Source organism: Delftia sp. 11MD, from assembly GCF_050907895.1.
GTDB lineage: Bacteria > Pseudomonadota > Gammaproteobacteria > Burkholderiales > Burkholderiaceae_C > Comamonas > Comamonas tsuruhatensis.
In genome coordinates this window covers 5,159,401-5,185,879 of record NZ_CP194333.1, presented here as the reverse complement: position 1 = coordinate 5,185,879, position 26,479 = coordinate 5,159,401, and the positions used below count along the sequence as shown (strand labels likewise).

27 protein-coding genes and 2 tRNA genes are annotated in these 26,479 nt (G+C 67.4%); 16 read left to right on the top strand and 13 right to left on the bottom strand.

Annotated elements, in window-relative coordinates; all coding sequences use genetic code 11:
- The first annotated feature begins 27 nt into the window (after window positions 1-27).
- Window positions 28-1,416: a hypothetical protein gene (locus ACRSCF_RS23730; RefSeq protein ID WP_244387220.1), complete on the top strand. Its 1,389-nt coding sequence runs from the start codon at window positions 28-30 to the stop codon at window positions 1,414-1,416.
- 379 nt (window positions 1,417-1,795) lie between these two features.
- Here the strand turns inward: ACRSCF_RS23730 and ACRSCF_RS23725 are convergent, their stop codons facing one another.
- Window positions 1,796-2,686 carry a LysR substrate-binding domain-containing protein gene (locus tag ACRSCF_RS23725; protein WP_016450106.1) on the bottom strand — a complete coding sequence of 297 codons (891 nt, stop codon included), beginning with the start codon at window positions 2,684-2,686 and terminating at the stop codon, window positions 1,796-1,798.
- 64 nt (window positions 2,687-2,750) lie between these two features.
- Entirely contained in the window at window positions 2,751-3,149 is a 399-nt protein-coding gene (locus tag ACRSCF_RS23720) for a hypothetical protein (RefSeq protein WP_034369506.1), read from the bottom strand.
- A gap of 723 nt (window positions 3,150-3,872) precedes the next feature.
- On the opposite strand from ACRSCF_RS23720, the gene ACRSCF_RS23715 reads away from it, so the two are divergent.
- Window positions 3,873-5,951: a bifunctional 2',3'-cyclic-nucleotide 2'-phosphodiesterase/3'-nucleotidase gene (locus tag ACRSCF_RS23715; RefSeq protein ID WP_034367775.1), complete on the top strand. Its 2,079-nt coding sequence runs from the start codon at window positions 3,873-3,875 to the stop codon at window positions 5,949-5,951.
- 72 nt (window positions 5,952-6,023) lie between these two features.
- On the opposite strand, the gene ACRSCF_RS23710 is transcribed toward ACRSCF_RS23715, so the two are convergent.
- Complete coding sequence (locus ACRSCF_RS23710; RefSeq protein ID WP_046987361.1) at window positions 6,024-6,632, bottom strand: PaaI family thioesterase; 609 nt, start codon at window positions 6,630-6,632, stop codon at window positions 6,024-6,026.
- A gap of 105 nt (window positions 6,633-6,737) precedes the next feature.
- On the opposite strand from ACRSCF_RS23710, the gene ACRSCF_RS23705 reads away from it, so the two are divergent.
- Together ACRSCF_RS23705 and ACRSCF_RS23700 are read left to right on the top strand one after the other, a co-directional pair.
- Window positions 6,738-7,211 (top strand): MarR family winged helix-turn-helix transcriptional regulator, encoded by a 474-nt coding sequence (locus ACRSCF_RS23705; RefSeq protein ID WP_126313096.1) that lies wholly within the window; start codon window positions 6,738-6,740, stop codon window positions 7,209-7,211.
- 36 nt (window positions 7,212-7,247) lie between these two features.
- Window positions 7,248-8,531: an MFS transporter gene (locus ACRSCF_RS23700; RefSeq protein ID WP_034367777.1), complete on the top strand. Its 1,284-nt coding sequence runs from the start codon at window positions 7,248-7,250 to the stop codon at window positions 8,529-8,531.
- 30 nt (window positions 8,532-8,561) lie between these two features.
- Here ACRSCF_RS23700 and ACRSCF_RS23695 read toward each other — a convergent pair whose 3' ends face one another.
- Together ACRSCF_RS23695 and radC are read right to left on the bottom strand one after the other, a co-directional pair.
- Window positions 8,562-9,221: a Smr/MutS family protein gene (locus ACRSCF_RS23695; RefSeq protein WP_013803859.1), complete on the bottom strand. Its 660-nt coding sequence runs from the start codon at window positions 9,219-9,221 to the stop codon at window positions 8,562-8,564.
- Between the two features lie 62 nt (window positions 9,222-9,283).
- Window positions 9,284-9,964 carry a RadC family protein gene (gene radC, locus ACRSCF_RS23690; RefSeq protein WP_016454292.1) on the bottom strand — a complete coding sequence of 227 codons (681 nt, stop codon included), beginning with the start codon at window positions 9,962-9,964 and terminating at the stop codon, window positions 9,284-9,286.
- 97 nt (window positions 9,965-10,061) lie between these two features.
- Here radC and ACRSCF_RS23685 point away from each other — a divergent pair, with 97 nt between their 5' ends.
- Together ACRSCF_RS23685 and ispH are read left to right on the top strand one after the other, a co-directional pair.
- Window positions 10,062-10,532 carry an FKBP-type peptidyl-prolyl cis-trans isomerase gene (locus tag ACRSCF_RS23685; RefSeq protein ID WP_016450099.1) on the top strand — a complete coding sequence of 157 codons (471 nt, stop codon included), beginning with the start codon at window positions 10,062-10,064 and terminating at the stop codon, window positions 10,530-10,532.
- Window position 10,533: 1 nt separating this feature from the next.
- Complete coding sequence (gene ispH, locus ACRSCF_RS23680; RefSeq protein ID WP_034367780.1) at window positions 10,534-11,532, top strand: 4-hydroxy-3-methylbut-2-enyl diphosphate reductase; 999 nt, start codon at window positions 10,534-10,536, stop codon at window positions 11,530-11,532.
- 76 nt (window positions 11,533-11,608) lie between these two features.
- Here the strand turns inward: ispH and ACRSCF_RS23675 are convergent, their stop codons facing one another.
- Window positions 11,609-12,307: a CBS domain-containing protein gene (locus ACRSCF_RS23675; protein WP_017406743.1), complete on the bottom strand. Its 699-nt coding sequence runs from the start codon at window positions 12,305-12,307 to the stop codon at window positions 11,609-11,611.
- Between the two features lie 137 nt (window positions 12,308-12,444).
- On the opposite strand from ACRSCF_RS23675, the gene serS reads away from it, so the two are divergent.
- Together serS and ACRSCF_RS23665 are read left to right on the top strand one after the other, a co-directional pair.
- Window positions 12,445-13,761: a serine--tRNA ligase gene (serS, locus tag ACRSCF_RS23670; protein ID WP_034367782.1), complete on the top strand. Its 1,317-nt coding sequence runs from the start codon at window positions 12,445-12,447 to the stop codon at window positions 13,759-13,761.
- 33 nt (window positions 13,762-13,794) lie between these two features.
- A tRNA-Ser gene (locus ACRSCF_RS23665) sits at window positions 13,795-13,884 on the top strand.
- Between the two features lie 118 nt (window positions 13,885-14,002).
- Here ACRSCF_RS23665 and ACRSCF_RS23660 read toward each other — a convergent pair.
- The 4 genes from ACRSCF_RS23660 to ACRSCF_RS23645 form a co-directional block, all read right to left on the bottom strand.
- Window positions 14,003-14,284: an H-NS family nucleoid-associated regulatory protein gene (locus ACRSCF_RS23660; RefSeq protein ID WP_016450095.1), complete on the bottom strand. Its 282-nt coding sequence runs from the start codon at window positions 14,282-14,284 to the stop codon at window positions 14,003-14,005.
- Window positions 14,285-14,424: 140 nt separating this feature from the next.
- Window positions 14,425-14,979: a hypothetical protein gene (locus ACRSCF_RS23655; RefSeq protein WP_236884693.1), complete on the bottom strand. Its 555-nt coding sequence runs from the start codon at window positions 14,977-14,979 to the stop codon at window positions 14,425-14,427.
- Window positions 14,937-15,287, bottom strand: coding sequence for a four-helix bundle copper-binding protein (locus tag ACRSCF_RS23650; RefSeq protein ID WP_016450093.1), 351 nt, complete (start codon window positions 15,285-15,287; stop codon window positions 14,937-14,939). The genes ACRSCF_RS23655 and ACRSCF_RS23650 overlap by 43 nt, the downstream gene beginning before the upstream one ends.
- A 119-nt stretch (window positions 15,288-15,406) precedes the next feature.
- Window positions 15,407-15,763 (bottom strand): PRC-barrel domain-containing protein, encoded by a 357-nt coding sequence (locus ACRSCF_RS23645; RefSeq protein WP_016450092.1) that lies wholly within the window; start codon window positions 15,761-15,763, stop codon window positions 15,407-15,409.
- A gap of 401 nt (window positions 15,764-16,164) precedes the next feature.
- Here ACRSCF_RS23645 and ACRSCF_RS23640 point away from each other — a divergent pair, with 401 nt between their 5' ends.
- Together ACRSCF_RS23640 and ACRSCF_RS23635 are read left to right on the top strand one after the other, a co-directional pair.
- Entirely contained in the window at window positions 16,165-16,545 is a 381-nt protein-coding gene (locus ACRSCF_RS23640; protein WP_034367784.1) for a hypothetical protein, read from the top strand.
- Window positions 16,546-16,644: 99 nt separating this feature from the next.
- A complete protein-coding gene (locus ACRSCF_RS23635; RefSeq protein WP_017407778.1) occupies window positions 16,645-16,995 on the top strand; it encodes a DUF1304 domain-containing protein in 351 nt (116 codons plus the stop codon).
- Between the two features lie 97 nt (window positions 16,996-17,092).
- On the opposite strand, the gene pdxA is transcribed toward ACRSCF_RS23635, so the two are convergent.
- Window positions 17,093-18,826: a 4-hydroxythreonine-4-phosphate dehydrogenase PdxA gene (gene pdxA, locus ACRSCF_RS23630; RefSeq protein ID WP_244387218.1), complete on the bottom strand. Its 1,734-nt coding sequence runs from the start codon at window positions 18,824-18,826 to the stop codon at window positions 17,093-17,095.
- Window positions 18,827-18,964: 138 nt separating this feature from the next.
- Between pdxA and ACRSCF_RS23625 the strand changes: the two genes are divergently transcribed.
- A complete protein-coding gene (locus ACRSCF_RS23625) occupies window positions 18,965-19,903 on the top strand; it encodes a LysR family transcriptional regulator (protein ID WP_034367786.1) in 939 nt (312 codons plus the stop codon).
- Between the two features lie 7 nt (window positions 19,904-19,910).
- Here the strand turns inward: ACRSCF_RS23625 and ACRSCF_RS23620 are convergent, their stop codons facing one another.
- Window positions 19,911-20,831: a LysR family transcriptional regulator gene (locus tag ACRSCF_RS23620; protein WP_034367789.1), complete on the bottom strand. Its 921-nt coding sequence runs from the start codon at window positions 20,829-20,831 to the stop codon at window positions 19,911-19,913.
- Window positions 20,832-20,973: 142 nt separating this feature from the next.
- Here ACRSCF_RS23620 and ACRSCF_RS23615 point away from each other — a divergent pair, with 142 nt between their 5' ends.
- The 5 genes from ACRSCF_RS23615 to ACRSCF_RS23595 all read left to right on the top strand — a co-directional run bounded on the left by ACRSCF_RS23615 (window position 20,974) and on the right by ACRSCF_RS23595 (window position 25,386).
- Window positions 20,974-21,180: a DUF3311 domain-containing protein gene (locus tag ACRSCF_RS23615; RefSeq protein WP_016450086.1), complete on the top strand. Its 207-nt coding sequence runs from the start codon at window positions 20,974-20,976 to the stop codon at window positions 21,178-21,180.
- 13 nt (window positions 21,181-21,193) lie between these two features.
- The gene (locus tag ACRSCF_RS23610) at window positions 21,194-22,576 is read left to right on the top strand and encodes a sodium:solute symporter family protein (protein ID WP_034367792.1); all 1,383 of its coding nucleotides are present in this window, start codon (window positions 21,194-21,196) and stop codon (window positions 22,574-22,576) included.
- A gap of 14 nt (window positions 22,577-22,590) precedes the next feature.
- Entirely contained in the window at window positions 22,591-24,255 is a 1,665-nt protein-coding gene (locus ACRSCF_RS23605; protein ID WP_432675092.1) for an amidohydrolase, read from the top strand.
- Entirely contained in the window at window positions 24,252-25,232 is a 981-nt protein-coding gene (locus tag ACRSCF_RS23600; protein ID WP_016454300.1) for a CobW family GTP-binding protein, read from the top strand. The genes ACRSCF_RS23605 and ACRSCF_RS23600 overlap by 4 nt, the downstream gene beginning before the upstream one ends.
- A gap of 77 nt (window positions 25,233-25,309) precedes the next feature.
- Window positions 25,310-25,386: transfer RNA gene (locus ACRSCF_RS23595), tRNA-Gln, on the top strand.
- A gap of 64 nt (window positions 25,387-25,450) precedes the next feature.
- Here the strand turns inward: ACRSCF_RS23595 and ACRSCF_RS23590 are convergent.
- A complete protein-coding gene (locus tag ACRSCF_RS23590; protein WP_034367796.1) occupies window positions 25,451-26,419 on the bottom strand; it encodes an NAD-dependent epimerase/dehydratase family protein in 969 nt (322 codons plus the stop codon).
- Window positions 26,420-26,479: the final 60 nt, after the last annotated feature.

Sequence of the window (26,479 nt, the reverse complement as noted above, 5' to 3'; positions counted from 1 at the left end):
ACAAGAAGCCAAGACAGGAGACAAGGCATGCAAGCATCCGCGTATTTCCCCCTGCGTCCCGCCAGCGCCTCGCTGCTGGCCGCGCTCGCCCTGGCCGGTTGCGGCGGCGGCTCGGCCGTGCTGCACGGGCCGGTCACCTCCATCGAGACCGCGCCCAAGAGCACGGCCTGCCCTGCCGAGATTCCTGCGGGCGTCAGCTGCTGGGCCGGGCAGGACTCCAAGGGCGCCTACTACCTGATCGCCAAGCCCGCGCAGTGGAACGGCACCCTGGTGCTGCACGCCCACGGCGGCCCCGACCTGGCCGCGCCCACCGCCGCCCGTGCGGCCGAAGACCTGGTGCGCTGGTCCATCATGGTGCGCGCAGGCTACGCCTGGGCCGGCTCTACCTACCGCCAGGGCGGCGTGGAAGTGCGCGCCGCCGCAGAGGACACCGAGCGCCTGCGCGGCATCTTCCGCCAGCATGTGGCCAAGCCGCAGCGCACCATCCTGCACGGCCAGTCCTGGGGTGCGGGCGTGGCCGCCAAGGGCGCGGAAATGTTCAACGAGCAGACCGTGGGCGAGCGCCCCTACGACGGCGTGCTGCTGACCAGCGGCGTGCTGGGCGGCGGCACCCATGCCTATGACTTCCGCACCGATCTGCGCGTGGTCTACCAGTACCTGTGCGGCAACCACCCGCGCCCCAATGAGCCGCAGTACGCGCTCAACCTGGGCCTGCCCGCTGACGCCAAGATGCGCCAGGCCGACGTGGCCCTGCGCGTGAACGAATGCCTGGCGCTGGACAAGCCCGCCGCCCAGCGCACGGCCGCGCAGCAGGCGAAGATCGACACCATCACCAAGGTCATCAAGATCCCCGAAAGCGCCATCCAGTCGCACATGAACTGGGGCACCATGCACTTCCAGGACATCTCGGCCAAGCGCACGGGCGGCGCCAGCCCCTTCGGCAACGAGGGTGCGGTCTATGCGGGCTCGGCCGACGATGCCGCGCTCAATGCCGGCGTGCTGCGCTACCGCGCCGACCCTGCGGCCTACCGCAAGTTCGCCGATGACACCGACCCCGTGGGCAAGATTGGCGTGCCGGTCCTCTCGGCCAAGTGGATCAGCGACCCCACGGCCTTCGTGGAGCTGGATGCGCGGTTTCGTGCGGTGATGCAGCAGGGCGGCAGCGGGGACCGGCTGGTGCAGACCTTCACGCGGCAGGGGACGCACAGCTATATCAGCGATGCGACCTATCCCACCTTGATGACTGCGTTGATGCAGTGGGTGGAGGCGGGGGTGAAGCCGACTGCTGCCGGGATTGCTGCTGCTTGTGTGGGGAATGAGGCCAAGTTTGGGGTGGGGTGCAGTTTTGATGCGGCTTATGTGCCGGCTTCTTTGAGTACTCGGGTGCCTGAGAGGCAGCGGCCTTCTTTGCAGTGAGCGGGTTTTTTCCCTGCAACGGGTTAGTTTTTGACCCTGCCGGGTGGTTGTTTTTCGGGGCCGGGTCTCGGCCCGGCGGCCGACCTACCTTTCTTTGATTCGTCACCGGTACGCCGGCCGAAGAAAGGTAGGCCAAAGAAAGACGACCCGGATGTCCGCGACCCCTTCGCTGCGCTGCGGGGCAACCTGCGTCGTGGCGGTTGCGGGGTTCTCCGTGAAACTCACTTCGCGCTGCGCGCTACGTTCAAACATCACGGCGAGTCAGATCACGAAGCAAGCCTGTCCTTCGGCAGGCTTGCAACCCCGCAACCGCCACGACGCAGGCGCTGACATACGGGGAGTTTGCTCGGGCCTTTGCTTCGCTCGGCCTTGTGTTTTTTTAGCGGGGCATGTTGGTTCTGGTGGCGGGGGCCAGTTGCGCCGCGAACTCGCGCGCGGCCGCGCTGTAGCTGGCGCCTCGGCGCCACAGCAGGCCGGCGGTGCGGATGAGCTGGGGGGCGACCAGGTGGATGGCCACCATGTCCGTGGCCTGCTGGGCAGCGCGCTCGGGGACGATGGTGGCCATGTCGCCCCAGCGGCACAGCGCGATCAGCGATTCCACCGAGCCCATTTCCGCGCGCAGCAAGGGCGTGACGCCTGCGGTGCGCAGGCCGTCCTCAATCAGGCTGCGCGTGTAGAACGTGCGCGGCAGCAGGGCCAGGGGCACGCCGGCCAGCGACTTGACGGACAGCGTGCGGCGCCCGGCCAGTGGATGCGAGGGGTTGACCAGCAGCATCATGCGTTCGTCGAACAGCGGCAGCGCGTCCAGCTCGGCGCGCTGGGGCGGGTGAAAGCTCACGCCCAGGTCCAGGCTGCCGTCCAGCAATCCCTGCTCCACGGGCGGGGCCAGCAGCTCGATCACCACCACGTTGACCTTGGGATAGGCACGCATGAAAGCCGCCACGGCCGGGGCGACCAGGGTGTTGAGGAAGGTGGGAATCACGCCGATGGTCAGCGTGCCGGTCTGCAGCTCGCTGAGGTCGGCCAGCGCCATGCGCCCGGCCTCCACCTCATGCAGCGCACGCTCCGCATAGTTGCGGAACACCACGCCGGCCTGCGACAGCTTCAGCCCCCGGCCAATGCGCTCGAACAGCGCCATGCCCAGCTCCTCTTCCAGCTGGCGCAGCCCATGCGAGAGCGTGGACTGCGTGACATAGAGGTTCCTGGCCGATGTCGTCAGGTGCTCGGTCTTGGCGATATCGACAAAGTAGCGCAGCTGGCGCAGTTCCATGGGTGAAGGCAAGGGGGTGTTCGGCGGGCCAGTTTCTCACAGAGATACGGGCGCGCCGCACAGTTCACTCGCCGTCGTCCTGGTCCACGAACTCCACCAGTTCCGGCAGCATCTCCAGCTGCTGGATGGCGTCCTTGAGCCGCAGGCCGAAGCGTGATTCCGGCCGCCCGAAAGCGCCCTGCGCCAGCCGCAGCGCCGCCGTTGCCTTGATCCACTCCACCTCGAAGGCATAGCGGTCCGCGTGCTGCTGGACACCCATGCGCTTGATGTGCTCCAGCGCCAGCTCCACGGCGCAGTCCACATCGACTTCGCTGTCGTCCCTGTCGGGATCGTCGACCATCAGTTCGATCAACTGCTGCAGCGTGCTCTGCACCAGGCCCAGCGAGGCATGCATGGCCTGCCGCCAGGTGGGCAGAAGGGGGAGTTGGGGAGAGGTCGCCTGCGCGGCGGTGAGAGGGTGCATGTCTTGGTTCCTGTATGAATCAAGAGAACCACACGCCACCGTACGACGGGCAACGGGTGGACGGGATGTTCGTAACACGTATACAGACGTGCGGCCATCCTTGCGGGTAAGCCCATCCCGTCCAAAACCGTTGGAGACGGACGCGCGACGACGCATCTGCCCCAGGAATCTGGACATGACAAAGCCCCCTTCAAGGTGGGGGCCGCACCTCTGTATTGGTGTTACGACACACCGAGCCTTTCGGCCTGCCGCAAGTTTAACGGCTGCGTATCAAGAAACCAGGCCGAGCGCAGCGAAGGCCCGAGCAAGCTCCCCGTATGTCAGCGTCTGCGTCGTGGCGGTTGTGGGGTTGCAAGCCTGCCGAAGGACAGGCTTGCTTCGTGATCTGACTCGCCGTGATGTTTGAACGTAGCGCGCAGCGCGAAGTGAGTTTCACGGCGAACCCCGCAACCGCCACGACGCAGGTTGCCCCGCAGCGAAGCGAAGGGGTCGCGGACATCCGGGTCGCCTTTGCTTTGCCTACTTTCCTTCGGCCGGCGTACCGGTGGCGAAACAAAGGAAAGTAGGTCGGCCGCCGGGCCGAAACCCGGCCTCGAAAAACAACCCCCCGGCAGGGACAAAAAACAGCACCTGACCAAGACCAGACCAGAACAGACCAGCTGTCACACCCCTGTAAACCCCCACCACCACACTCCCCCCCTTCACCACCCCCACAAAAACCACATGCCGCTGAGCAAACTCCCCACATTGCAATCCCTGCTCCTGTCCCGCCGCCTGGCGCTGAGCGTCCTGGCCAGCGCCGCGCTGGTGGCCGCCTGCGGTGGCAGCGACAGCAACGACAGCACGACGCCCCCGGTGGCCAGCCAGCCCGCGACGGCCACGCTGGCGGTGCTGGAGACCACGGATCTGCACTTCAACGTGCGCAGCTATGACTATTTCAAGCTGGCCGAGGATGCCTCCTACGGCTTCGAGCGCACGGCCACGCTGGTGCGCGCGGCGCGCAAGGAGTTTGCCAATACGCTGCTGGTGGACAACGGCGACACCATCCAGGGCACGGCCCTGGCCGACTACGAGGCCGAGGTGGCCAAGATCCCCTGCACGCAGCAGCTGTCCATGTACAAGGCCATGGGCGCGCTGGGCTTCGATGCGGGCACGCTGGGCAACCATGAGTTCAACTACGGCCTGCCCTTCCTGAACCAGGTGCTGGGCGGCGGCCTGGACGTGGACGGCGTGGACAAGTCGGTCAAGTGCGCGGGCAATGGCTTTCCGGTGGCGCTGTCGAATGTCTACAGCAGCAAGACCAAGCAGCCGCTGGTGCAGCCCTACGTGATTCTGGAGCGCAAGATCGCGGCCAAGGACAAGGATGGCAAGGCGGTGGAGCTGCCCATCAAGATCGGCGTGATCGGCTTCACCACGCCGGGCATCATGAACTGGGACAAGCGCTATCTGGAGGGCAAGCTCTACACCGAAGGCGCCGTGGAGTCCGCCCAGAAGTACCTGCCCGAGATGCGCGCCAAGGGCGCCGACGTGGTGGTGGCCATGCTGCACGGCGGCCTGGACGGCGCGGCCTACTCGCCGACGATGGAGAACCCCGGCCTGCACCTGAGCAAGGTGGCCGGCATCGACGCCATGGTCATGGGCCACCAGCACGGCGTGTTCCCCGATACGGCGGCCACGCCGGCGTTCACGCAGGCGGGCGTGGACAACAAGGCGGGCACCATCAACGGCGTGCAGTCGGTGATGGCCAGTTCCTGGGGCAAGGCGCTGGGCGTGATCCAGCTGGCGCTCAAGTGGGACGGCAAGCAGTGGAGCGTGGACAAGAGCGCGGGCAAGAGCGAGCTGCGCAATATCCAGACCGGCAAGGACGCCGCAGGCAAGGCCACCTACGTGGCCGTGGACCCGACGGTGGCGCCGCTGATCGAGAGCCAGCACCAGGCCGCCATCCAGTACGTGAAGACGCCCATCGGCAGCACGGACTTCCGCATGAGCACGCTGTTCGCCGATGTGGGCGACCCGGGCGCCATCCAGATCGTCAACCAGGCGCAGCGCGACTATGTGGCCGACTATGTGAAGGCCAGCCTGCCGCAGTACGCGCAGCTGCCCGTGCTGTCGGTGAGCGCGCCGTTCAAGTCGGGCTTCCAGGGCGGCGCCGACTACACCGACGTGGCCGTGGGCCCGCTGGCCATCTACAACGCGGCCGACCTGTACCTGTACCCCAACACCGTGTATGCGGTGAAGGTGAATGGCGCCGACATCAAGGACTGGCTGGAGGCCGCTGCCAAGCGCTTCAACCAGATCGATCCGGCCAAGACGGGTGAGCAGCAGCTGATCAGCACCTTCCCGGGCTACAACTTCGACATGTTCACCACGGCCGATGTGCAGTACGAGATCGACGTGACCCAGCCCGTGGGCAGCCGCATCAAGAACCTGCAGTACCTGGGCAAGGCCATCGACCCCGCGCAGGAGTTCGTGATCGCCACGAACAACTACCGCGCCACCAGCGGCAAGAGCTTCATCGCCAAGCTCGACGGCTCCAGCGCCATCTGGGCCTCGCCGGACGCCAACCGCGACGTGGTGATCGGCTACGTGCGCAAGAACGGCAGCATCACGCGCGCTGCCAATGGCGCGGCCAAGAGCTGGCGCTTCACCAAGGTGGCCACCTCGGCCAACGTGGTGTTCAGCTCCGGCGCCAACGCGCTGCCGGTGGCGCAGGCGGCGGGCCTGGCCAACATCTCGCTGGTGGCGGCCGATGACGGCTCGGGCAAGGGCACGTCCAAGTACCGCCTGGATCTGTCGAAGTAAGTTCCGGCAGGCAAGCAACAAAAAAGCCCCGTGCATCTGGCACGGGGCTTTTTTGCTTGTGCCGAACGGGCTTCAGCGCGCAGGAGGCATCTCGAACACCAGGCAGGTGGTCGTGGCATGGGCGTAGAGCGTGCCATCGGGGCCGACCAGGCGCGCCTCGGCCGTGGCCAGCTGGCGGCCGCAGTGCAGCACGCGGCCTTCGGCGCGCACGCGCGGCACGCGCGGGGTCAGGGCCTTGACCAGGTTCACCCCCAGCTCGGCCGTGGTGTAGCCCCGGCCCGGCGGCATGCAGGTGTGGACGGCGCAGCCCAGCGCCGAGTCCAGCAGGGTGGCGAACCAGCCGCCGTGCACCGTGCCCATGGGGTTGAGATGGTTGGCGCCGGGGCGGCCCTGGAAGACGGCGCTGCCTTCGCCCACGGAAATCAGCATGAAGTCCAGCGTGCGTGCAATGGGCGGGTAGGGCAGTTCGCCGCGCAGCATGGCCTGCATCAGCTCCAGCCCGCTGCGGCCTGCGACCTGGTCGGGGCGCGACACGCCTGCGCCGGGGCCGGCGTCCAGCCGGAGGGTGACCGCCTGTTCCTCGTCCAGCCAGGCTTGCAGGGCAGGGGAGATGGCGCCGGAGGTGACGCTGGAGGTTGTGTTGCGGGCGGCCTGCTCCGGGGAGTGGGTGCGGGTGTCCATGGAATGTCTCTCTTTCATTGGGAAAAGTGCGGGCGCCAGGCTGTCTGGGATGGCGGCGTGGATATTATTGTATCTACAACAGTTGTATATGCAATAATCTGCGCCATGCCAGTGAATCCAGACATCCTCGCCGTGCCCCAGGGCTGCACCAACCACCGCGTGCGCCAGCTCATGCGCAGCGTGGGCCAGGTGTACGACGCCCATCTGAACGAGACGGGGCTGCGCATCACCCAGTACTCGCTGCTCAGCCATGTGCTGGCCGCCAGTCCGGTGCGGCCCTCGGACCTGGCGCGGCGCATGCGCATGGACGCCTCGACGCTGACGCGCAACCTCAAGCCGCTGATCGACGCCGGCTGGGTGTCCATGGGCCAGGGCGAGGACCAGCGCAGCCGCCTGGTGCACATCACCGACGCGGGCCAGGCCAAGCGCGAAGAGGCCAAGCAAAGCTGGAAGACCGCACAGAACGAGCTCAACGCCCGCCTGGGCCTGGAGCGCGTGGCGGCCCTGCATGCGCTGATCGACGAATGCCTGGTGCTGCTCGATGGCGATGGCCACGCTGCAGACGGCCCACAGGCGTAGGCCCTACCGAATTCCCAACCCCCCGAAGAGACTCCCATGCTCTCCAACTCCACGGCGCGCTGGCTGCAGCGGCGCGGCATCCACTACGGCTGGCTGGTCGCGGCCATCACTTTCCTCACCATGCTGACCATGTCGGCCGCGCTGGGCCTGCCGGGCGCCATGCTGCAGCCGCTGTCGCGCGAGTTCGGCTGGAGTACGGAGCAGATATCGAGCAGCCTGGCGCTGCGCTTTGCGCTGTTCGGCCTGCTGGGGCCGTTTGCGGCCGTGATGATGGAGCGCTTCGGCCTGCGTGCCGTGATGTGCATGGGCCTGGCCCTGGTGGGCGGCGCCATGGCGATGGTGACGCAGGCCACGCAGCTGTGGCATCTGTTTTTACTGTGGAGCCTGCTGCTGGGCATGGGCACGGGCCTGACGGCGCTGGTGCTGGGCGCCGTGGTGGCCAACCGCTGGTTTGCGGCGCGGCGGGGCCTGGTCATCGGCGTGCTCACGGCCAGTGCGGCCACGGGGCAGCTGGCCTTCCTGCCGCTGGCCGCCTGGATGATCGAGCACTGGGGCTGGCGCTCGGCCACGGTGCCGGTGTTCGTGGCCAGTGCCTTGATTGCCGTGCTGGCCCTGCTGTTCGTGAGGGACCGGCCTTCGGACCTGGGCCTGGTGCCCTTTGGCGGCGATGCCTCGGCCCCGCCGCCGCCGGCCATGGCCATGAACTTCGGCACGCCCTTCAAGGTGCTGGCCGAGGCCGCGCGCAACCGCACCTTCTGGCTGCTGGCGGGCACCTTCTTCATCTGCGGCCTGTCCACCAACGGCCTGGTGCAGACGCACTTCATCTCGCTGTGCGGCGACAACGGCATGGGCGCGGTGCCCGCCGCATCGGTGCTGGCCATGATGGGGGCCTTCGACTTCGTGGGCACCGTGCTGTCGGGCTGGCTGTCGGACCGCTACGACAACCGCAAGCTGCTGTTCTGGTACTACGGGCTGCGCGGCCTGTCGCTGTTCTGGCTGCCGCATTCGGAGTTCACCTTCTACGGCCTGGGCCTGTTCGCCATGTTCTACGGGCTGGACTGGATCGCCACGGTGCCGCCCACGGTCAAGCTCACGGCCCAGCATTTCGGGCCGCAGAAGGTGGGGCTGGTGTTCGGCTGGATCTTCGCGGCCCACCAGCTGGGCGCGGCCGCCGCTGCCTGGGGCGCGGGCCTGACGCGCACGTTGCTGCTGACCTATACGCCCGCGCTGTATGCGGCCGGCCTGGCCTGCCTGGTGGCGGCGGTGATGGCGCTGGTGATAGGGCGGGCGCGCAAGGCGGCGGCGGTGGCCGCGGCCTGAGCCCCATCACCGCTCACGCCATCCACGCCCTCAGTACAGCTGGCGCTTGCCCGGCTGCAGCAGGACGACCAGGGCGCCCGCGCCACCTTCGGCCGGGCGGGCCTGCACAAAGGCCAGCACTTCCTTTTTCTGCACCAGCCAGCGCAGCACGCGGCCCTTGAGCACGGGGGTCTTGCCCGGCGAGCCCAGGCCCTTGCCGTGCACCACGCGCACGCAGCGTATGCCGGTGCGGTGGGACAGGCGGATGAACTGGCCCAGCGCCTCGCGCGCCTCGTCCACGCGCAGGCCGTGCAGGTCCAGCTGGCGCTGGATGCTCCACTGGCCGGCGCGCAGCTTGTGCGTCACGTCCAGGCCGATGCCGGGGCGCCGGAAGCTGAGCTGGTCGTCGGTGTCCAGCAGGGTGCTGACGTCGAACTCGTCGCTCATGGCCTCCTGCAGCACGCGCTGCTCGTCCAGCTCCAGCTGCAGGGGCAGCGGCTCGGGGGGCTCGGGGGCGTGGAGGTGGCGGGCGTGCGCGGACTTGAGCGCATGCACCGGGCCCACGGTGTTTTCGAACAGCTTTTGCTCGGCCAGGAGGCGGCGCGCCGCCTCGGCGCGCTGCTGCTGGAGCAGGGCCTCTTGGGCGGCGGCTTCGGCCAGTGCGCGGCGCACTGGCGCGAGGTCCTGCAGGCTGGTGGCTTTCAAAGTCATGGTGACGCCGGTTGTACCGCAATTTCGGCACCCCGGCGGCCATGGCGGGCCCAGCCGGGGTCCTACAGCATCCCCTGGCCCGCCATGGACAGCGCGGCGCCCGGCGCGACGATCACATGGTCCAGCACCTGGATGTCCATCAGGCCCAGGGCAGCCTGCAGGCTCTGCGTGACGGCCCTGTCCGCAGCGCTGGCCTGGACATGGCCGCTGGGGTGGTTGTGGGCCAGGATGACGGCGCCCGCGTGGTGGTGCAGGGCGCGCAGCACCACTTCCCGGGGGTAGACGCTGGTGCGCGTGAGCGTGCCGCGGAACATCTCCTCCAGCGCGATCAGCCGGTGCTGGCTGTCCAGGAACAGCACGGCGAACACCTCGTGCTGGCGTGCTGCCAGGTGCAGCTGCAGGTAGCGCGCCACGGCCTCGGGCGAGGCCAGGGCAGGGCGCTCGCGCAGTTGCTCGGCCGTGGCGCGGCGCGCCAGTTCGAGCACGGCCAGGAGTTGTGCGCACTTGGAAGGCCCCAGCCCCTTGATGGCCTTCAGGTCGGCGTGCCCGGCCTGCAGCAGCCCGGACAGGCCGGGCCGGCCGGGCAGCTGCAGCAGTTCCTGGGCCAGCTGCAGCACGCCCTTGCCGGCCATGCCGGTGCGCAGCACGATGGCCAGCAGTTCGATATCGGAAAGCGCCGAGGGGCCGTGTGCCGCGAGCCTTTCGCGCGGCTGGGCCTGGGCGGGCAGGTCTTTGAGAGCCATGGTTCAGCCAGGTGAGGGGCGCCGCAGGGGCACCGTTGCACGGGGCGTGGGGACATGGATGTTTTTCTACAATACGGGCCAGTTTATCGGGACTTCCATGACCTCTAGCGCTTCTTCCCCGGCCCACCCCACGGTCCAGGCCGGCTCGTTCCTCACGCTGCACTACCGCCTGTCCGGGCCTGCAGGCGATGTGATCAACACCTTCAACGACAAGCCCGCCACGCTGTCCCTGGGCGCGGGCGAGCTGTCGCCTGCCGTCGAGCAGCGCCTGCTGGGCCTGGCCGAAGGCACGCGCACCACGTTCGAGATGCCGGCCGGCGAAGCCTTCGGCGAGCGCAACGGCGACATGATGCAGTGGGTGGCGCGCAAGCTGATGAACGAGCTGGGCGACCCGCACGAGCAGTACGCGCCCGGCGACGTGGTGCAGTTCCCCACGCCCGACGGCCTGGGCAGCTACGCGGGTGCCGTGGTGCAGGTGCGCGAGGACGGCGCCGTGCTGTTCGACTTCAACCACCCGCTGGCCGGCCAGCCGGTGACCTTCGAAGTGCAGATCATCGGGGTGCTCTGAGGTGCCGGATTCGACCTCGCCCCAGGAAATCCTGCTGGCCGAGCCCCGGGGCTTCTGTGCCGGCGTGGACCGCGCCATCGAGATCGTGGAGCGTGCGCTGGCCAAGTTCGGCGCGCCCATCTACGTGCGCCACGAGATCGTGCACAACACCTTCGTGGTCAACGATCTCAAGGCCAAGGGAGCGATCTTCATCGAGGAGCTGGATGACGTGCCGCCCGGCGCCACCCTGGTGTTCAGCGCCCACGGCGTGAGCCGGGCAGTGCAGGAAGAGGCGCGGCGGCGCGGTTTCTCCATCTTCGACGCCACCTGCCCGCTGGTGACCAAGGTGCATGTGGAAGTGGCCAAGCTGGCCAAGGAAGGCTACGAGTTCCTGATGATCGGCCACAAGGGGCATCCCGAGGTCGAGGGCACCATGGGCCAGCTGTCCGAGGGCATCCACCTGGTCGAGGACGAGGCCGATGTGGCACGTGTCACTCCCCGCCAGACCGAGAAGCTGGCCGTGGTCACGCAGACCACGCTGTCGGTGGACGATGCCGCCGGCATCACGGCGGCCATCCGCGCGCGCTTTCCGCAGGTGCGCGAGCCCAAGCAGCAGGACATCTGCTACGCCACGCAAAACCGCCAGGACGCCGTCAAGGTGCTGGCGCCTCAGGTGGATGTGCTCATCGTCGTGGGCAGCCCCACCAGTTCCAACAGCAACCGCCTGCGCGAGCTGGCCGCGCGCCTGGGAACGCCCGCCTACATGGTGGACAACGCGGGCGAGCTGTGCGAGGAATGGTTTGCCAATGCCGGGCGCGTGGGCCTGACGGCCGGCGCCTCCGCCCCCGAGGTGCTGGTGGACGAGGTCATCCAGCGCCTGCGCCAGCTGGGCGCGCTGTCGGTGCGCAAGATGGATGGCATCGAGGAGACCGTGAAGTTCCCGCTGCCCAAGGGCCTGAAGATCGACGCGGCCACGGGCCTGGAGATCTCCGTGGGCAAGCAGCCCGAGACGGGCGGCTGAACCGCAGGCGCAGCGGACATTGGCCAAAAAGCAAACGGGCGCCTGGCGCCCGTTTTGCATGGTGGGGCCGAAAGCCTCAGCTCCACAGATCCAGCGGCGGATCGGAGGCCACGGCGCGCAGGATGTCGGTGCGGCTGATGAAGCCGGCCAGCAGGCCCTGCTCATCGGTCACGGGCAGGCCCGGCAGGCCGGTCTCCAGCAGCACGCCGGCCACGCGGCGCAGGTCGGTGGTGGTGGCCACCGTGGGTATGGGGGAGATCATGACCTCGTTCACGGGCCGGCGCGCCAGGGCAATGGCGTCCTTGATCGCACCGGGCTCGGGCAGCAGGTCCAGCGGCGCCATGTCGGCACGCAGCAGCAGCCCGACCACGCGGCCACCGGCATCCAGCACGGGCGCCTGGGCCACGCCGTGCTCGGCCAGCACGCGCCAGGCGTCGTTGACACCGGCCTCGGGCGACACCGTCACGGCCTCGTGGCTCATCACGTCGGCCACGGTCTGCAGGGGCTGGCGTGGCTGGCTGGGGCCTTTTTCCGTGGAAAGGTAGGCATCGACCGCGCCACGGCTGCGCGGAGCGGGCTCCGGCGCGCCGGCAGGCTGGCCCGCGAGGTCGGCCAGGATGGCGGGGAACGAGGCGGCTGCATCGTCGGCCATCACATCGGCCGAGCGCGTGCGCAGGGCCTGCGGGCGTTGTACGCGGCGCACGGGCGCCACCTGGCCCAGCCGCTCGGCGGGACCGCGAAACATCTGTCCGTTGGGACCGAAGACAAAAAACATGGGTGCTCCCGGGTGCGCAAACCGCTGTGGGCGGCATATTGGAAGTATCGGCGCCGGCGCGGGATTTCTGTAGCGGCAAGACCCCCAACGCCCAGGGGCGGGCGCTGCCATGGCGATACCGCCTAAAATTGCCGGCTATGCTCGATATCCTTCTTCTTCGCAAAGACCTTGACTCGGCCGTCGCACGGCTGGAGACCCGCAAAAAGCCCCAGGCCTTCCTGAACGTGGAGGCCTTCCAGTCCCTGGAAGCAGAGCGCAAGTCCCTGCAGACACGGACCGAGGAGCTGCAGTCCAAGCGCAACCAGCTGTCCAAGCAGATCGGCATGCTGATGGGCAAGGGCGAGAAGGACGCTGCCGAGGCCGCCAAGGCCGAAGTCGGCAGCCTCAAGACCGAGCTGGACCAGTCGGCCACGCGCCTGGAGCAGATCCAGGGCGAGCTGCACGCCATGCTGCTGGCCGTGCCCAACCTTCCGCACGAAAGCGTGCCCGTCGGTGCGGACGAAAGCGGCAATGTGGAGGCGCGCCGCTGGGGCACGCCCAAGACCTTTGATTTCGAGGTCAAGGACCATGTGGACGTGGGCCAGCCGCTGGGCCTGGATTTCGACATGGGCGTCAAGCTGTCGGGCTCGCGCTTCACCGTGATGAAGGGCCCCATCGCCCGCCTGCACCGCGCCCTGGCGCAGTTCATGATCGACCTGCAGACCGACTCGCATGGCTACACCGAGTGCTATGTGCCCTACGCCGTCAATGCCGACTCGCTGCGCGGCACGGGCCAGTTGCCCAAGTTCGAGGGCGACCTGTTCGCCGCCAAGAAGGGCGGCCAGGACGGCGAGCCCGTGCCCGACAACGCGGCGCTCTACCTGATTCCCACGGCCGAGGTGCCGCTGACCAACTTCGTGCGCGACGTGGTCGTGGCCGAGGACCAGCTGCCCATCAAGCTCACGGCCCACAGCCCCTGCTTCCGTTCCGAGGCCGGCAGCTACGGCCGCGACACGCGCGGCATGATCCGCCAGCACCAGTTCGACAAGGTCGAGATGGTGCAGATCGTGCATCCGGAAAAGAGCTACGAGGCGCTGGAAGAAATGACCGGCCACGCCGAGGCCGTGCTGCAGAAGCTGGGCCTGCCCTACCGCGTGATGAGCCTGTGCACGGGCGACATGGGCTTTGGCTCGGCCAAGACCTATGACCTGGAAGTCTGGCTGCCTGCGCAGAACACTTACCGCGAGATCAGCTCGGTCTCCAACTGCGAGGCCTTCCAGGCCCGCCGCCTGCAGGCACGCTTCAAGAATGCCCAGGGCAAGAACGAGCTGGTGCACACGCTCAACGGTTCCGGCCTGGCCGTGGGCCGCACGCTGGTGGCGGTGCTGGAGAACTACCAGAACGCCGACGGCTCGGTGACCATTCCCGAAGCGCTGCGCCCGTACATGGGTGGACAGACTTTGCTGAAGGCCTGAATTTTTAGGCTATAATTTCAGCTTCGACGCTGCGGAGAGGTGGCAGAGTGGTCGATTGTACCTGACTCGAAATCAGGCGTACGTGCGAACGTACCGAGGGTTCGAATCCCTCCCTCTCCGCCAGAAACATGAAACCCAGTGCTATGTGAATAGCACTGGGTTTTTCTGTTTCCGGCATTGCCTGGCGAGAGTCCGGGCGATTGGGGCCGCCATAAAAAATGCCCGCGTTGGCGGGCCATGCTCAGATCTCGAGGGCCTTGCGGTCCTTGCCTTCGATCCAGCGCGGCGGCTTGCCCCGTCCCGTCCAGGTGGCTCCGGTGGCGGGGTCCCGGTATTTCGGCACGCCAATGTTGGCGGACTTGGATTTGCGGGCGCTGAAGATGTCGTCGTGGGTCAATCCGAACTCATGGACGAGTTCTCGGACCTTGGCGATGACTCCGCCTTTCTCCGCCTTCAGCGTTTCGGCAATCCGTGCCTCAAGCTCGCTCTTTTGCTTGAGCAGGGTTTTGTAATCTGCTGTCATATGTTCCTCATGGATAGTGTGCTACACAATGACGCATTTTATGGAGACAGGGTCGATGTCGCATGTGGGACATCGTCGGTGTTTGCACCTAGGTTTTTCAATATTCCGCCATTGTTCGGGATTGAGCGCGAGGCCTTTGTCTACGCCTCGACAAACTCCCGGTGGCTGCTGAAGTGCAGGATTTCGGAATCCTGCGCTCCGCCCTGTCTTTGAATGACGATGGTGCCATTGGCATGCAGATAGATTCGGATGCCCGGCGTGGTCTCCGAATCCCAGTAGCAGGGGCTTTTGTCGAGGTTTTTCCAGCCGTGCTCTGCGCACAGCGTGCGCTGGCGCATGCTGTTGAGCAATTGCCTGCGCGCGCCTGCGCCTTCGCAGATGCGCATCCACAGCAGCAGGAGCATGTCGTGCGCTTCCTGGCGGGATGAGCAGGGAGGCATGTGCTTCAACTGGCCCAGGAGGGTAAGGAACCGCTGTTCTATGCTGATGTTCAGTGCCATGCCCATCTCCTTTGTGCGTGGATATGCATCAAAGTGTAGGCAGCGCCGAAGGCTGCCGATATAGGGCGGATGACGACAGCGCCGGTGGCTTTTTTTCCTGCCGGTTTGCAGGATGGGCGCCTGGCCGGCTGTCGTGACAAAGGCCAGCGGCGTCAGTGCGACTGCATGCCCATGAGATTGCACGACATGGCGCATTGCTGGCAGGCTGCCGCGCAGGTCTGGCAATGGTCGTGGGAATGCTTGCCGCATTCGTCGGCGCAGGCCTGGCAGATCCGGGCGCACAGGCGGCAGATGTCTGAGACATGCGGACTTTGGCGCGCCATTGAGGCCACGGCCAGTTCGCAGACCTGCGCGCATTCAAGATCCTGGGCAATGCAGGCGGCCATCATCTGGACGTCTGTTTCCTTCAGGCAGGCGGCGGCACAGGTATTGCAGGCAATGATGCAGGCCTGGCAGGCATCCATGCAGGCCTTGTAGTCGATGGCCGGTGGGGTGGTATTCATGGGAGTTCTCCTGGAATGAGGGAGTGAAGTCGCGCAAGGCGTTCTTCCTTGGCCAGCTATCCGCACCAAAGAAAACGCCCCGCGAACGGGGCTGTGTCAAAGACCGCAAGGGTCGGGATTTACAGGTAGGGCACGCCGTAGTAATCGTTCACGCGGCGTCCATATTCATCGGTGTAGGCCGGTGCCGTGTCGCGCTCATAGCGGGGCGCGTTGTCCAGCTGCTCGCGCGTGAGCGACACCACGTAGCCGTTCATGTCGGGCTCGTACTTGAGGGATTCCCAGGGCAGCGGATAGCGGTCCGTGCCGATGCCCAGGAAGCCGCCGAATTCCATCACGGCGTAGCGCACCTTGCCGGACAGCTTGTCGATCATCAGCGTGTCTATGCTGCCCAGCTTGTCGCCTGCGGGGTTGTAGACATTGGTGCCGCTGACGGTTTCGGAAGAAATGACGCTCGATACGGTGTTGGGTGTGACCATGAGGCTCTCCATTGAGTGGGTTGGTGCTGGCACGCCGACGCTGTGCATCTGGCGGCTGGGCGATGCGGCATGGGAAAAGGCGCGGGAGGCGGCCCCTTCAAAGCCCGTGCATCGCCTGGCGAAGTCGAAGCCTGTGTGCTTCTGGGTTCCAGCTTAGGACCGCAATGAAGTGCTCCGGGTAGTCGGTGCGCCGCGACCGGCGTAGGAGGGTCCTTGGGCGCCGGAGGCCAGGTCCTACGAGCCCTTGTAGTCAAGGTCTGCGCAGCTGCGGCCCTTTGCTGACGCGGCAGCGCAGTCTGGGCCGGCGTCGGCCTGGCGGGCACAGGCGTACAACGAAAACTGCAAGAGGGACGCTGCGGATGCAGTCCCGCGTCCACGGTCCATCCCCGAAGGAGATTCCCATGAATGCAAGCAACAAGCCATCCATCCCGCCGGTGTCTGCAGATGCGGTGGAGGACGAAGACCTGGCCGAACAGGCACGACCGGGCCACGGCGTACCTTCCCAGGACCCCGATGCAGCTGCCCAGTACCAGCTGTCGCCGCAGGATGCGCAGCGCGAGTCACGCTCGGTGTTCATCGGCGGCGGCGTACTGGCCGGAGCCGCTGCCGGCGCTGCCGCCGGTGCGGTCATTGCAGGCCCGGTGGGCGTGGTGGTGGGCGGCACGGTAGGCAGCGTGGCCGGTGCGCTGGGCGGTGCGGCCGCAGGTGCCGTGGCGCCGGCAGAGAGTGCGCAAAAGCCAGTGGAAAAGCCCGTGCCACCCGGCAGCAAGTCTTCCGGGTGACACGGGCAGGCCGTTGCAGGCCATGTGTGGCGCGGCGGGCATGGACGGCGGCGGATGCATCCCGTATACAGGGGCCTGTCCACTTTCCTATCCACCCAGATGGCCAACGTTCTCATAGGCATCGTCGCCGCAATCCATGTCTACATCCTCGTGCTGGAGATGTTTCTCTGGGACCGGCCGGCTGGCAGGAAGGCCTTTGGGCTGACGCCGGAATTTGCGCAGCAGACCAGGACGCTGGCCGCCAACCAGGGGCTTTACAACGGCTTTCTCGCCGCAGGGCTGATCTGGGGGCTGGCGCAGGGCGCCGACGGCCTGGCGTTCAAGTACTTTTTTCTCCTGTGCGTGCTGGTGGCAGGCCTGTATGGCGCCGCCACCGCCAGCCGCAAGATCCTCTGGGTGCAGGCCGTGCCGGCCGCCGTTTCGCTGCTGGCCCTGTACCTGGGGCTGTGAGAACGCCCGGGCACCGGTGGGCGAAACCGCTGCAGCTGCTGCTGGACCGTGACCCCGGCGTGCGAGGCGCGGGCCGGCATAGCCGACATGGCCGGCGTCAGTCCACCAGCGCCTGTATGGCCTGCAATTGCGCCGCCAGCCCGGGCCGCGCGGCCGGAAAAGTCTCCTCGAAGGCGGCAGTGCCTATCGTGAAGCCCGCTGCGCCGCCGGCCAGCACGGCCGCGATGCGTTCCCTGCGATCAATGGAGCCGGCCACGACCACAGGTTTGTCCACCGCATCGCAGACGGCCTTGATCAGGGCCGGCACGTCGCCGTGGAAGCGGTAGGCCAGCAGGTCCAGGCCATGCACGCCGTCCAGCCCCGCCATGCGGCGGGCGCTGGCCACGATGTCCTGTACCGGGCCTGAAAGCACGCTCGGATGCCCGCTCACCTTGCCGGGAAACGGGTAGTACGCAATGCCGCTGCCGCGCAGCACGGGCAGCACCGCCTCGGGCCGTGTGCCACCCATGAGCACGTCCACCCCGATGTCGACCGCCGCGCGGGCGGAGGCCACTTCGCTGGCCTCGTCGAGGCTGACAACCTCCAGATAGACCCTGGCGCCGCCCGCACGGATGTCCCGGGCCAGGGCATGCAGCTCGGGCAGGGGCAGGCCGATGTCCTTGAAGCCCACATGGCGAACGCCCTGGGCCAGCACCTCGCGCAGCCGCTCGCGCGCATCGGCAATGGTCCTGTCCTGCTGCGTGAGCATGAAGATGAAGTCCGGGCGTTGCGTTCGTGCACTGGTACCGGTACGGGTGGCCTGCACCATGGCTGCCGCCTGGCGCAGCGCGCAGGCCAGGCTGGCGTGGTCGGCGCGGCCCGTGCCCGCGATGTCGAAGGCCGTGCCATGGTCCACCGAGGTGCGCACAAAGGGCAGGCCCACGGTGATGTTCACGCCTTGCTCCACACCCAGGTATTTCACGGGAATCAGCCCCTGGTCATGGAACTGGGCGACCACCACGTCGAACTCGCCCCGGCGCGCCCGCATGAAGACCGTGTCGCCGGGCCAGGGGCCGCTGGCGTCGATGCCTTCGGCGCGCGCGGCGGCAATGGCGGGGATGATCACCGAGCGGTCCTCGTCCCCGAACAGACCGTTTTCACCGGCATGCGGATTGAGCCCTGCCACGGCCACCCGGGGCCGGGGGATGCCGAACGCGCGGCAGGCCTGGTGCGCGAGGCGAATGGCGCGCAGCTCGTTGTCCATGGTCACGGAGGCGATGGCCTGCTGCAGCGGCACATGGATGGAGACCAGCAGCACCCGCAGCTCATCATTGGCGAGCATCATGGCGAAGTCGCGTGTGCCGGAACGCTCGGCCAGCATCTCGGTATGGCCCGGATGCGGGCAGCCTGCCGCGCGCAGCGCTTCCTTGTGGATGGGGGCGGTCACCAGGCCCGAGACGTCGCCAGCCAGGGCCAGGTCGATGCCGCGCTGGATATAGGCATGGCAGGCCGCGCCGGCGCGTGCATCGACGCAGCCCCAGGGCAGGTCCGGCGGCAGGTCCTCGCCGGTCTGCAGCACGAAGAGCGTGGCGGGCGGTACCAGGGCAGGGACCTGGGCCGGTGTCTCGATGGCCCGGATCTGCGGATGGACGCCCAGCCCATCGGCCGCCCGCTGCAGCCGGGCGATGTCGCCGATGACGAGAAACGGCGTGCAGGGCCGCGCAGGGTCCATTGCCAGCTTGACGATGATCTCGGGCCCGATGCCCAATGGATCGCCCATGGTGATGGCCAGGGGCGCGCTGGCCGGGGTGCTGGCCGAGGGGTTGGCGGAGTTGGGGCTGGAGTGCTTCATGGTTCTTGCTGAAACCTCAATCGATGGGCTTACTTTGCATGAAGATGCTCCAGTAATAAATCGATATAGACTCATCATTCAATTGAGCAATGTTCAACTGAAAGTCCGCTGTTCCACCTGTCTAGAGCCGCCATTGCCATGCCCGCACCCGTCCACATGCCACCGCTGTCTGCCCTGCGCGCCTTCGAGGCCACGGTGCGCCATGGCAGTGTCTCCAAGGCCGCGCGCGAGCTGCACCTGACCGATGGCGCCGTGAGCCGTGCCGTGCGCGACATGGAGGAGGCGCTGGGCTTTGCGCTGTTCCAGCGCAGCAACCGCAGCATCATTGCCACGCCCACGGCCCGCGTGCTGGCCGAGGAGGTGGCCCTGGCGCTGGAGCGCCTGCGCGGCGCGCTGGGCCGCGCGCGGCAGGCGGCAGGGCCGGACCGGCCGCTGGTGCTGTCGTGCGAGCCCACGTTTTTGATGCGCTGGCTGATTCCGCGTCTGGGTGGTTTGCAGGAAGCGATCGGCACGCAGCGCGAGCTGCGCCTGGTATCGGCCGGCGGCTCCGTGCCCTTTGCGCGCGAGGGCATTGATCTGGCCATACGCCGCGCGGATTTCGACATGGGCGCCGATGTGGTGGCCGAGCCCTTTCTGCAAGAGCGCGTGGGGCCCGTCTGCAGGCCCGCGCTTGCCAAGGCGCTGGCACGCTCAGGGCCGCTGGGCGGGGTGCTGCTGCATACGCAGTCGCGGCCGGACGCATGGCGGCATTGGAGCGAACTGACCGGCGTGCCGCTGCGGGCCGGTCGCGAGGTGCGCTTCGAGCATTTCTACCTGAGCCTGCAGGCCGCCGTGGCCGGGGCCGGCGTCGCCATCGGCCCGCTGGCACTGGTGGCCGATGACCTGGCCAGCGGCACGCTGTGCGCGCCGCGCGGCTTCGTGGCCGATGGCTCGCACTACGTGCTCATGTCGCCCCGGCCGGTGCAGGACGAGGCCAGCTTCGCCCTGGTGCTGGACTGGCTGCGCGCGCAGACCTTGCCGCTGGGCCTGGCGCATGCACAGGCACAGGCACATGCACAGGCCCCGGCGGCCGGCTGAGCATCGATCAACCGGGCTCCTGGTCGTGCTCCGACAGTTCGCGCCAGTGCGTGCGCGTGAAGGCGTAGGCCGTGTCCAGCGCCGGTGACAGGGTGCGCGCGGCCATGCGCGCCATGCCGTAGCGGCCGCATCGGCGGGGATCGGCGGGCAGGGGCACTTCGGCCATGGCGCCGCTGGCGCGCTCCTTGCGGGTGATGGACAGCACGCCGAACAGCAAGGTGTCCGTGGCCAGGGTCACGCCGCGCAGCAGGTCCAGGTCGTTGCAGTGCAGGGTGAACAGCTTGTCGGGCTCGATGCCCTGGCCCCACAGCTCGGCCATTTGCCGTGTCATGGCCGTGCTCAGCGTGGTGGTGGCCAGCGGGTAGCGGCGGATCTCGTCCATGCCGGGGTTTTGCAGCACGGGGTGGCCCGCGCGGCAGACCAGGCCGGCCGGCAGCTCGCCCAGCAGTTCCATGTCCACGTCATCGGCGGCGCGCAGCACGTAGGCGTCGCCGACGATGGCATCGATGGATTCGTTGCGCAGCAGCTGCAGCAATGCGCTGGTGGCACCCATTTCGGCGCGCACCTTCACGCGCGGATGCGCCTGCGCCATGTGGATCAGAAAGGGCTTGAGCAGCAGCGCCGCGGGCGCGGGCGCCACGCCAATGGCGAGCGCGCCTTCCTGGCCGCCGCGCAGCAGCTCCAGGTCACGCCGCAACTGGGTTTCCTCCAGCCGCATGCGGCGTGCACGCTCGGCCACGAGTTCGCCAAACACCGTCAGCCGGGCGCGCCGCGCGCCCCGGTCGAACAGCTGCGCCCTGAGTTCATCTTCCAGCGCGCGGATGCTGCGGCTCAGCGCCGGCTGGGTGAGATGCACGGCGCGCGCTGCGTCGGAAAAGGTGCCGTGCTCGACGATGGCCAGCAGGTGCCGCAGCTTCTGTGTATCCATGCGGAGTCCTCATGGTTTGTTGGCAAATTTTTCATTTGAATTATAGGTAGGCGCTTCCTAAGATTGCATCCAGGGACATTGAAATGTTCTATAGAGCGGCCACAACCGCCAACTCTTTCATCGGAGCAAAAGGAGACAAACCATGCTCAAGCTGTTCATCGGCATAGGCATCCCGTACATCGCGGTGATCGGCCTGCTTCCCTGGGTCGCGTCCGTCGATCGCTTCGTGTTCGGCGTGCCCTTCATCTACCTGTGGATCTTCATGTGGTTCGTGCTGACGTCGCTGTGCATGCTCGTGTGCTGGCTGATGTTCGACCGCCACGAAGCCGACGACGCGCAGTCCGCCTGAAGGGAGCACCGCCATGACCACCGCAGTCTTTCTGGGCTTCATCGCGCTGTCCCTGTACCTGGCCATCCGCTCGCGCACGGGCAAGGGTGCGCAAAGCGTGCATGACTTCTTCGTCGCCTCCCGCCAGTTCGGCGCCTACCTGGTGTTCTTCCTGGCCGCTGGCGAGATCTACAGCATCGGCACCATGGTCGGCTTTCCGGGCGGCATCTACGCCAAGGGGCCGACCTATGGCGTCTGGTTCCTGGGCTACATCCTGCTGGCCTATCCGCTGGGCTACTTCCTCGGCCCCATGATCTGGAAGGCGGGGCTGCGGCACAACGCCATCACGCTGCCGGACCTGTTCAAGGGCCACTTCGGCAGCCGTGCGCTGGAGCTGATCGTGGCCGGCTCGGCCATCCTGTTCCTGCTGCCCTGGGGCCAGCTGCAGTTCACGGGGCTGGTGGCCGCGCTCAAGGGCCTGGGATGGAATTTCCAGCCGCTGCACCTGCTGCTGATCTCTGCGGGCCTGGCCTTCACCTACATCGCCATCTCGGGGGTGCGCGCCTCGGCCTATATCGCCATCCTCAAGGACATCCTGATGGTGGTGGCCATCATCGCCACGGGCGTGGCCGTGGGCTGGCATGCGGGTGTGGGCGATGTGTTCACCGCCGCCAGTGCCAAGGTCAGCAACCACATGACCGATACGCAGCTGCGCTTTTCCATGAGCACCATGCTGTTCCAGGCGCTGGGCTTCTACATGATGCCGTTCGCCGTGCAGAACTTCTTCACGGCCAAGAGTTCGCACACCATCCGCCGCACCCAGATCGCCATGCCGCTGTACATGCTGATGTACCCGTTCCTGGTGCTGGCCTCGTACTACGCCATCAGCCAGAACCTGCAGCTGGCATCGCCCAACGAGGCCTTCTTCGCGGCTGCCGTGCGACTGCTGCCCGACTGGCTGCTGGGCCTGGTGGCCGCAGGCGCCGCGCTGTCGGGCTTGCTGGTGCTGGCGGGCATCTGCCTGGCCATCGGCCCCATCGTGGCCCGCAACCTGTTGCCCGGCCTGCCCGAGGCCAAGCAAAAGCAGGGCGCCAAGGTGGTGATCGTCATTTACCTGGTGCTGTCCATCGTGATGACGCTGCTCACGCCCAACCTGATGCTGACGCTGATCAACACCACCTACTACGGCGTGACGCAGTTCTTCCCCGGAATGATGGCCATCCTCTTCGGCTGGCGCATCCGGCCCATGGCCGTTGCCCTGGGCATTACCTGCGGCCAGGCGCTGGCCATTGCGCTGTACATCCAGCAGCCGGATTTCGGCGGCATCAACCTGGGCTTCGTCAGCCTGGCGCTGAACCTGCTGGTCACGGCCATCGTCCACTATCTGCCCGGTGCCGCGCGCGTCAAGGCCGCCTGAAAAAGACCACCACCATGAACCACGACGAGAACGCGCGCACGCAGGTCTTTGCGGCGCGCACCATCCTCACCATGAACCCGGCCCAGCCGCAGGCCACCCATGTGGCCGTGCAGGGCGGCCGCATCTTGGCCGTTGGCCAGGAGGCCGACATGGCTGCCTGGCCCGAGGCCGAACGCATCGATCACCTGCACGGCAAGGTCCTCATGCCCGGCCTGATCGAGGCGCACAGCCACCTGATGGAAGGCGCCATGTGGGAGGCCGTGTACCTGGGCTACTTCGATCGGCGCGATCCCGAGGGCCGCCTGTGGCCCGGCCTGCGCACGCTGGATGCCGTGCTGGCGCGCCTGGCCGAGGCCGAGCGTGCCCTGCCCGATGCGCAGGCCACGCTGCTGGCCTGGGGCTTCGATCCCATCCTCTTCGGCAGCAGCCGGCTGTCGGTGCGCGAGCTGGACCGTGTCTCCGCCACGCGGCCCATCGTCATCCTGCACGCCAGCGTGCACCTGATGAATGTGAACTCGGCCATGCTGGCGCTGGCCGGCATTGACGAGGACACCGACATCGACGGCATCCACAAGGATGCCGAGGGCCAGCCCACGGGCGAGCTGCAGGAGTTCGCCGCCATGTACCCCGTGCAGAAGGTGATCGGCAGCGCGCTGTCGCTGGCCGCCGCCGAGCAGCGCGAGGCGATCTGGAAGTTCGGCCGCGTGGCCCAGCTCGCGGGCGTGACCACGGCCACCGACCTGGTCAGCGATCTCTCGCCCCAGGGCCTGTGCGCGCTGCGCGAAGTCACGGGCGACGCGGCCTATCCGCTGCGCATCGTCCCGGCCTTCGCGCCGCAGCGCAACCCGGAAGGCGGCGCCGCACGCGTGCACGCCGCTGCCGCATCGTCGGCCAGTGACAAGCTGCAGTTCGGCCCCGTCAAGTTCATCGTGGACGGCTCCATCCAGGGCTTCACCGCGCGCCTGCGCGCTCCCGGCTACGCGGGCGGGCAGCCCAACGGCCTGTGGCTGATTCCCCCGTCGCAGCTGCCCGCGCTGTTCGAGCCCTTCCACCTGGCCGGTCTGCAACTGCACATCCACACCAACGGAGACGAGGCCACCGAGGTGGTGCTGGATGTGATCGAGGACCTGCTGGCCAGGCACCCGCGCGCCGACCATCGCCACACCCTGCAGCACTGCCAGCTGGCCAGCAGCGCCCAGCTGCAGCGCGCCGCGCGCCTGGGAATGTGCGTCAACTTCTTCTCCAACCATCTCTACTACTGGGGCGATGCCCACGCCGAGCAGACCGTGGGCATGCAGTGGGCCTCGCGCATGAATGCAGCGGGCACGGCGCGGCGCCTGGGCATGGATTTCGCCATGCATTCCGATGCGCCCATCACCCCCATCCACCCCCTGTTCACCGCATGGTGCGCCGTGCAGCGCGAAACCGCTTCAGGCCGCGTGCTGGGCGAGGCCGAGCGCCTGTCGGTGGACGACGCCCTGCATGCCATCACTATGGGCGCGGCCCGTACCCTGAAACTGGAGCGGCGCGTGGGCAGCATCGAGCCCGGCAAGCTGGCGGACTTCGCCGTGCTGGAGGACGATCCCCGCGCGGTGGCGCCAGCGGCGCTCAAGGACGTGAAGGTCTGGGGCACCGTGCTGGGCGGCCGCATCTTCCCCGCGCCCGGGTCCCAGCCATGAGCACGCCGGTCGCCGCGGCGCAGCGGGCGCCCGTTCCCATGGTCGTCGTGGGCGGTTATCTGGGCGCGGGCAAGACCACTTTGCTCAACCGGCTGCTGGAGCGTGCCGATGGCCTGCGCGTGGCCGTGCTGGTCAACGACTTCGGCGAGATCAACATCGACGCCGCCCTGATCCGCACGCGCAGCAGCGACGTGCTGCAGCTGGAAAACGGCTGCATCTGCTGCTCCATCGGAGGCCGGCTGGCTGAAGCCCTGGCCGCCGTGGGCGCGCGGCCTGACCGACCGGACCTGCTGGTCATCGAGGCCAGCGGCGTCTCCGACCCCGTGCGCATTGCCCAGGTCGGCATGCTCGATCCCGCACTGCAGCTCAACGCCATCCTGGTGGCGGTGGATGTCCAGGACGTCGATGAGCAACTGTGCGACCCGCTGGTCGGCGACATGGTCCGCCGCCAGATCTCGGGCGCGACGGCGCTGGTGCTGACCAAGGCCGATCTGGCCGGCGCATGTGCCACCGAAAAGGTGGCCGCGCGCGTGGCCGGCATGGCGCCCGGTGCCGTGGTGCTGGCTGCCCGACATGGCGAGATACCGCTGGCCGTGTTCATTGATGCGGCTGCCTCGCCACGCCGCCCGCAAGGCCTGCTGCAAGCGGGCGGCTCCTGGAAAAGCCAGGCCGGGAACATGGCCGGCATGGCCGAAGTGGGCAGCTTTTCCTACGCAACGCGCCGCTGCTTTGACCGGCAGCGGTTGCGGCAGGCGCTGCGTACGCTGCCTGTCCCCCTGTTGCGGGCCAAGGGCATCGTGCGGTTGGGCGGGCAGGACAGCGTCCAGGAAGTCCACGTGGTGGGTGGGCGCTTGCGCATTGCCAGCCTGCATGGGGCCAGGGTCTCGGAGTCCGTGTTTGTCTTCATTGGCTGTTTCACGGCGATGGGGCGGGAGGCGATACTCCGCTGTCTTGAGGGAGCCCTGGCCGCGCCATGAAGACAACTTTGGCGGTGTCGAAATTTTTGGAATTTTGGATTTCGGGCCAAAAAAACGTATTAGAATTTAGGTCTTCTAGGGGAGTCGCCAAGTTGGTAAAGGCACCGGATTTTGATTCCGGCATGCGAGGGTTCGAGTCCTTCCTCCCCTGCCAGATAGACAAAGGCCCTGACAGTTTTGCTGTCAGGGCTTTTTTGTTTGCGGGCTGCAGGCCAGGCTCAGGCCGCAGCCAAGTGTGAGTCGGCACTTGCCATGGCGGCGTTGAGCGTTGCGCATATGCCCTGCGCATAGGGCGTCTTGGCGATGGGGCCCAGCAGGGCGTGCAGGGCGGAGTCCTCCATGAGCAGCGGATCGGTCAGCAGGTAGTGCATCTCGGCCAGCTCGCGCATGAAGGGGTTGAACAGGCCGGCCAGGCGCAGCGCGGTCTTTCCTGCAACGCGCAGCTTCAACGGCCTGCCGGTCAGGCGTTCGATCTCCGAGACGACGTCGCGCTGCGTGATCGCCCCCGCGCCGGCGAGGTGCCAGACCTTGCCGAAAGCCTGCGGCGCGCCGATCAGGCGCGCCACGACGGGGCCCACATCGGGCACATAGACAAACTCATGCGGCCGGTCCAGCGGGCCGACCATGTCGGCCCGGCCGCCACGGGCCGCCGCCTCGAAGGCTCCGTGCAGCAGGCTGTTGTGCACGCCCGGGCCGTAGAAGTCGGGCAGGCGCAGTACGGCGGCCTCGATGCGGCCCTGTGCGTGGGCCTGCAGCAGCAGGTCTTCCTGCGCCTTGCGCATGCGGCCCTTGAAGGTATGCGGGTTGCGTGGATGGTCTTCCTTCACGGCATGGGCCTGCGCCTTTCCATAGGGATAGACGGTGCCGATCAGTACGATGCGGCGCACGCCGGCGGCAATGGCGCCGTCCAGCGTCCTGCGCATGAGCTCGGGATGCAATGCGAACTGCCAGTAGTTCACGCCCACCAGGTAGACCAGCGTGTCCACGCCGTGGGCGGCAGCCTCGACGGAGCCGGTGCTGTCCGGGTTCCAGGGGACGATCTCGGCCAGCGGGTCGGCGCCGAAGGTCTGGCGCAGGCTGGCTTCGCTGCGGCCGACCACGCGGTAGGCGCGGCCCTGTTGTCTGAGCGCGGTGGCCAGGCTCTGGCCGATGGCGCCTGCGGCGCCGAAGAGTGCAATGGATGGCATGGGCTGGGTCCTGTGGTGACAGCCTCAGTGTCAGCAACCCGCTGCAAAAAGAAAATTGCC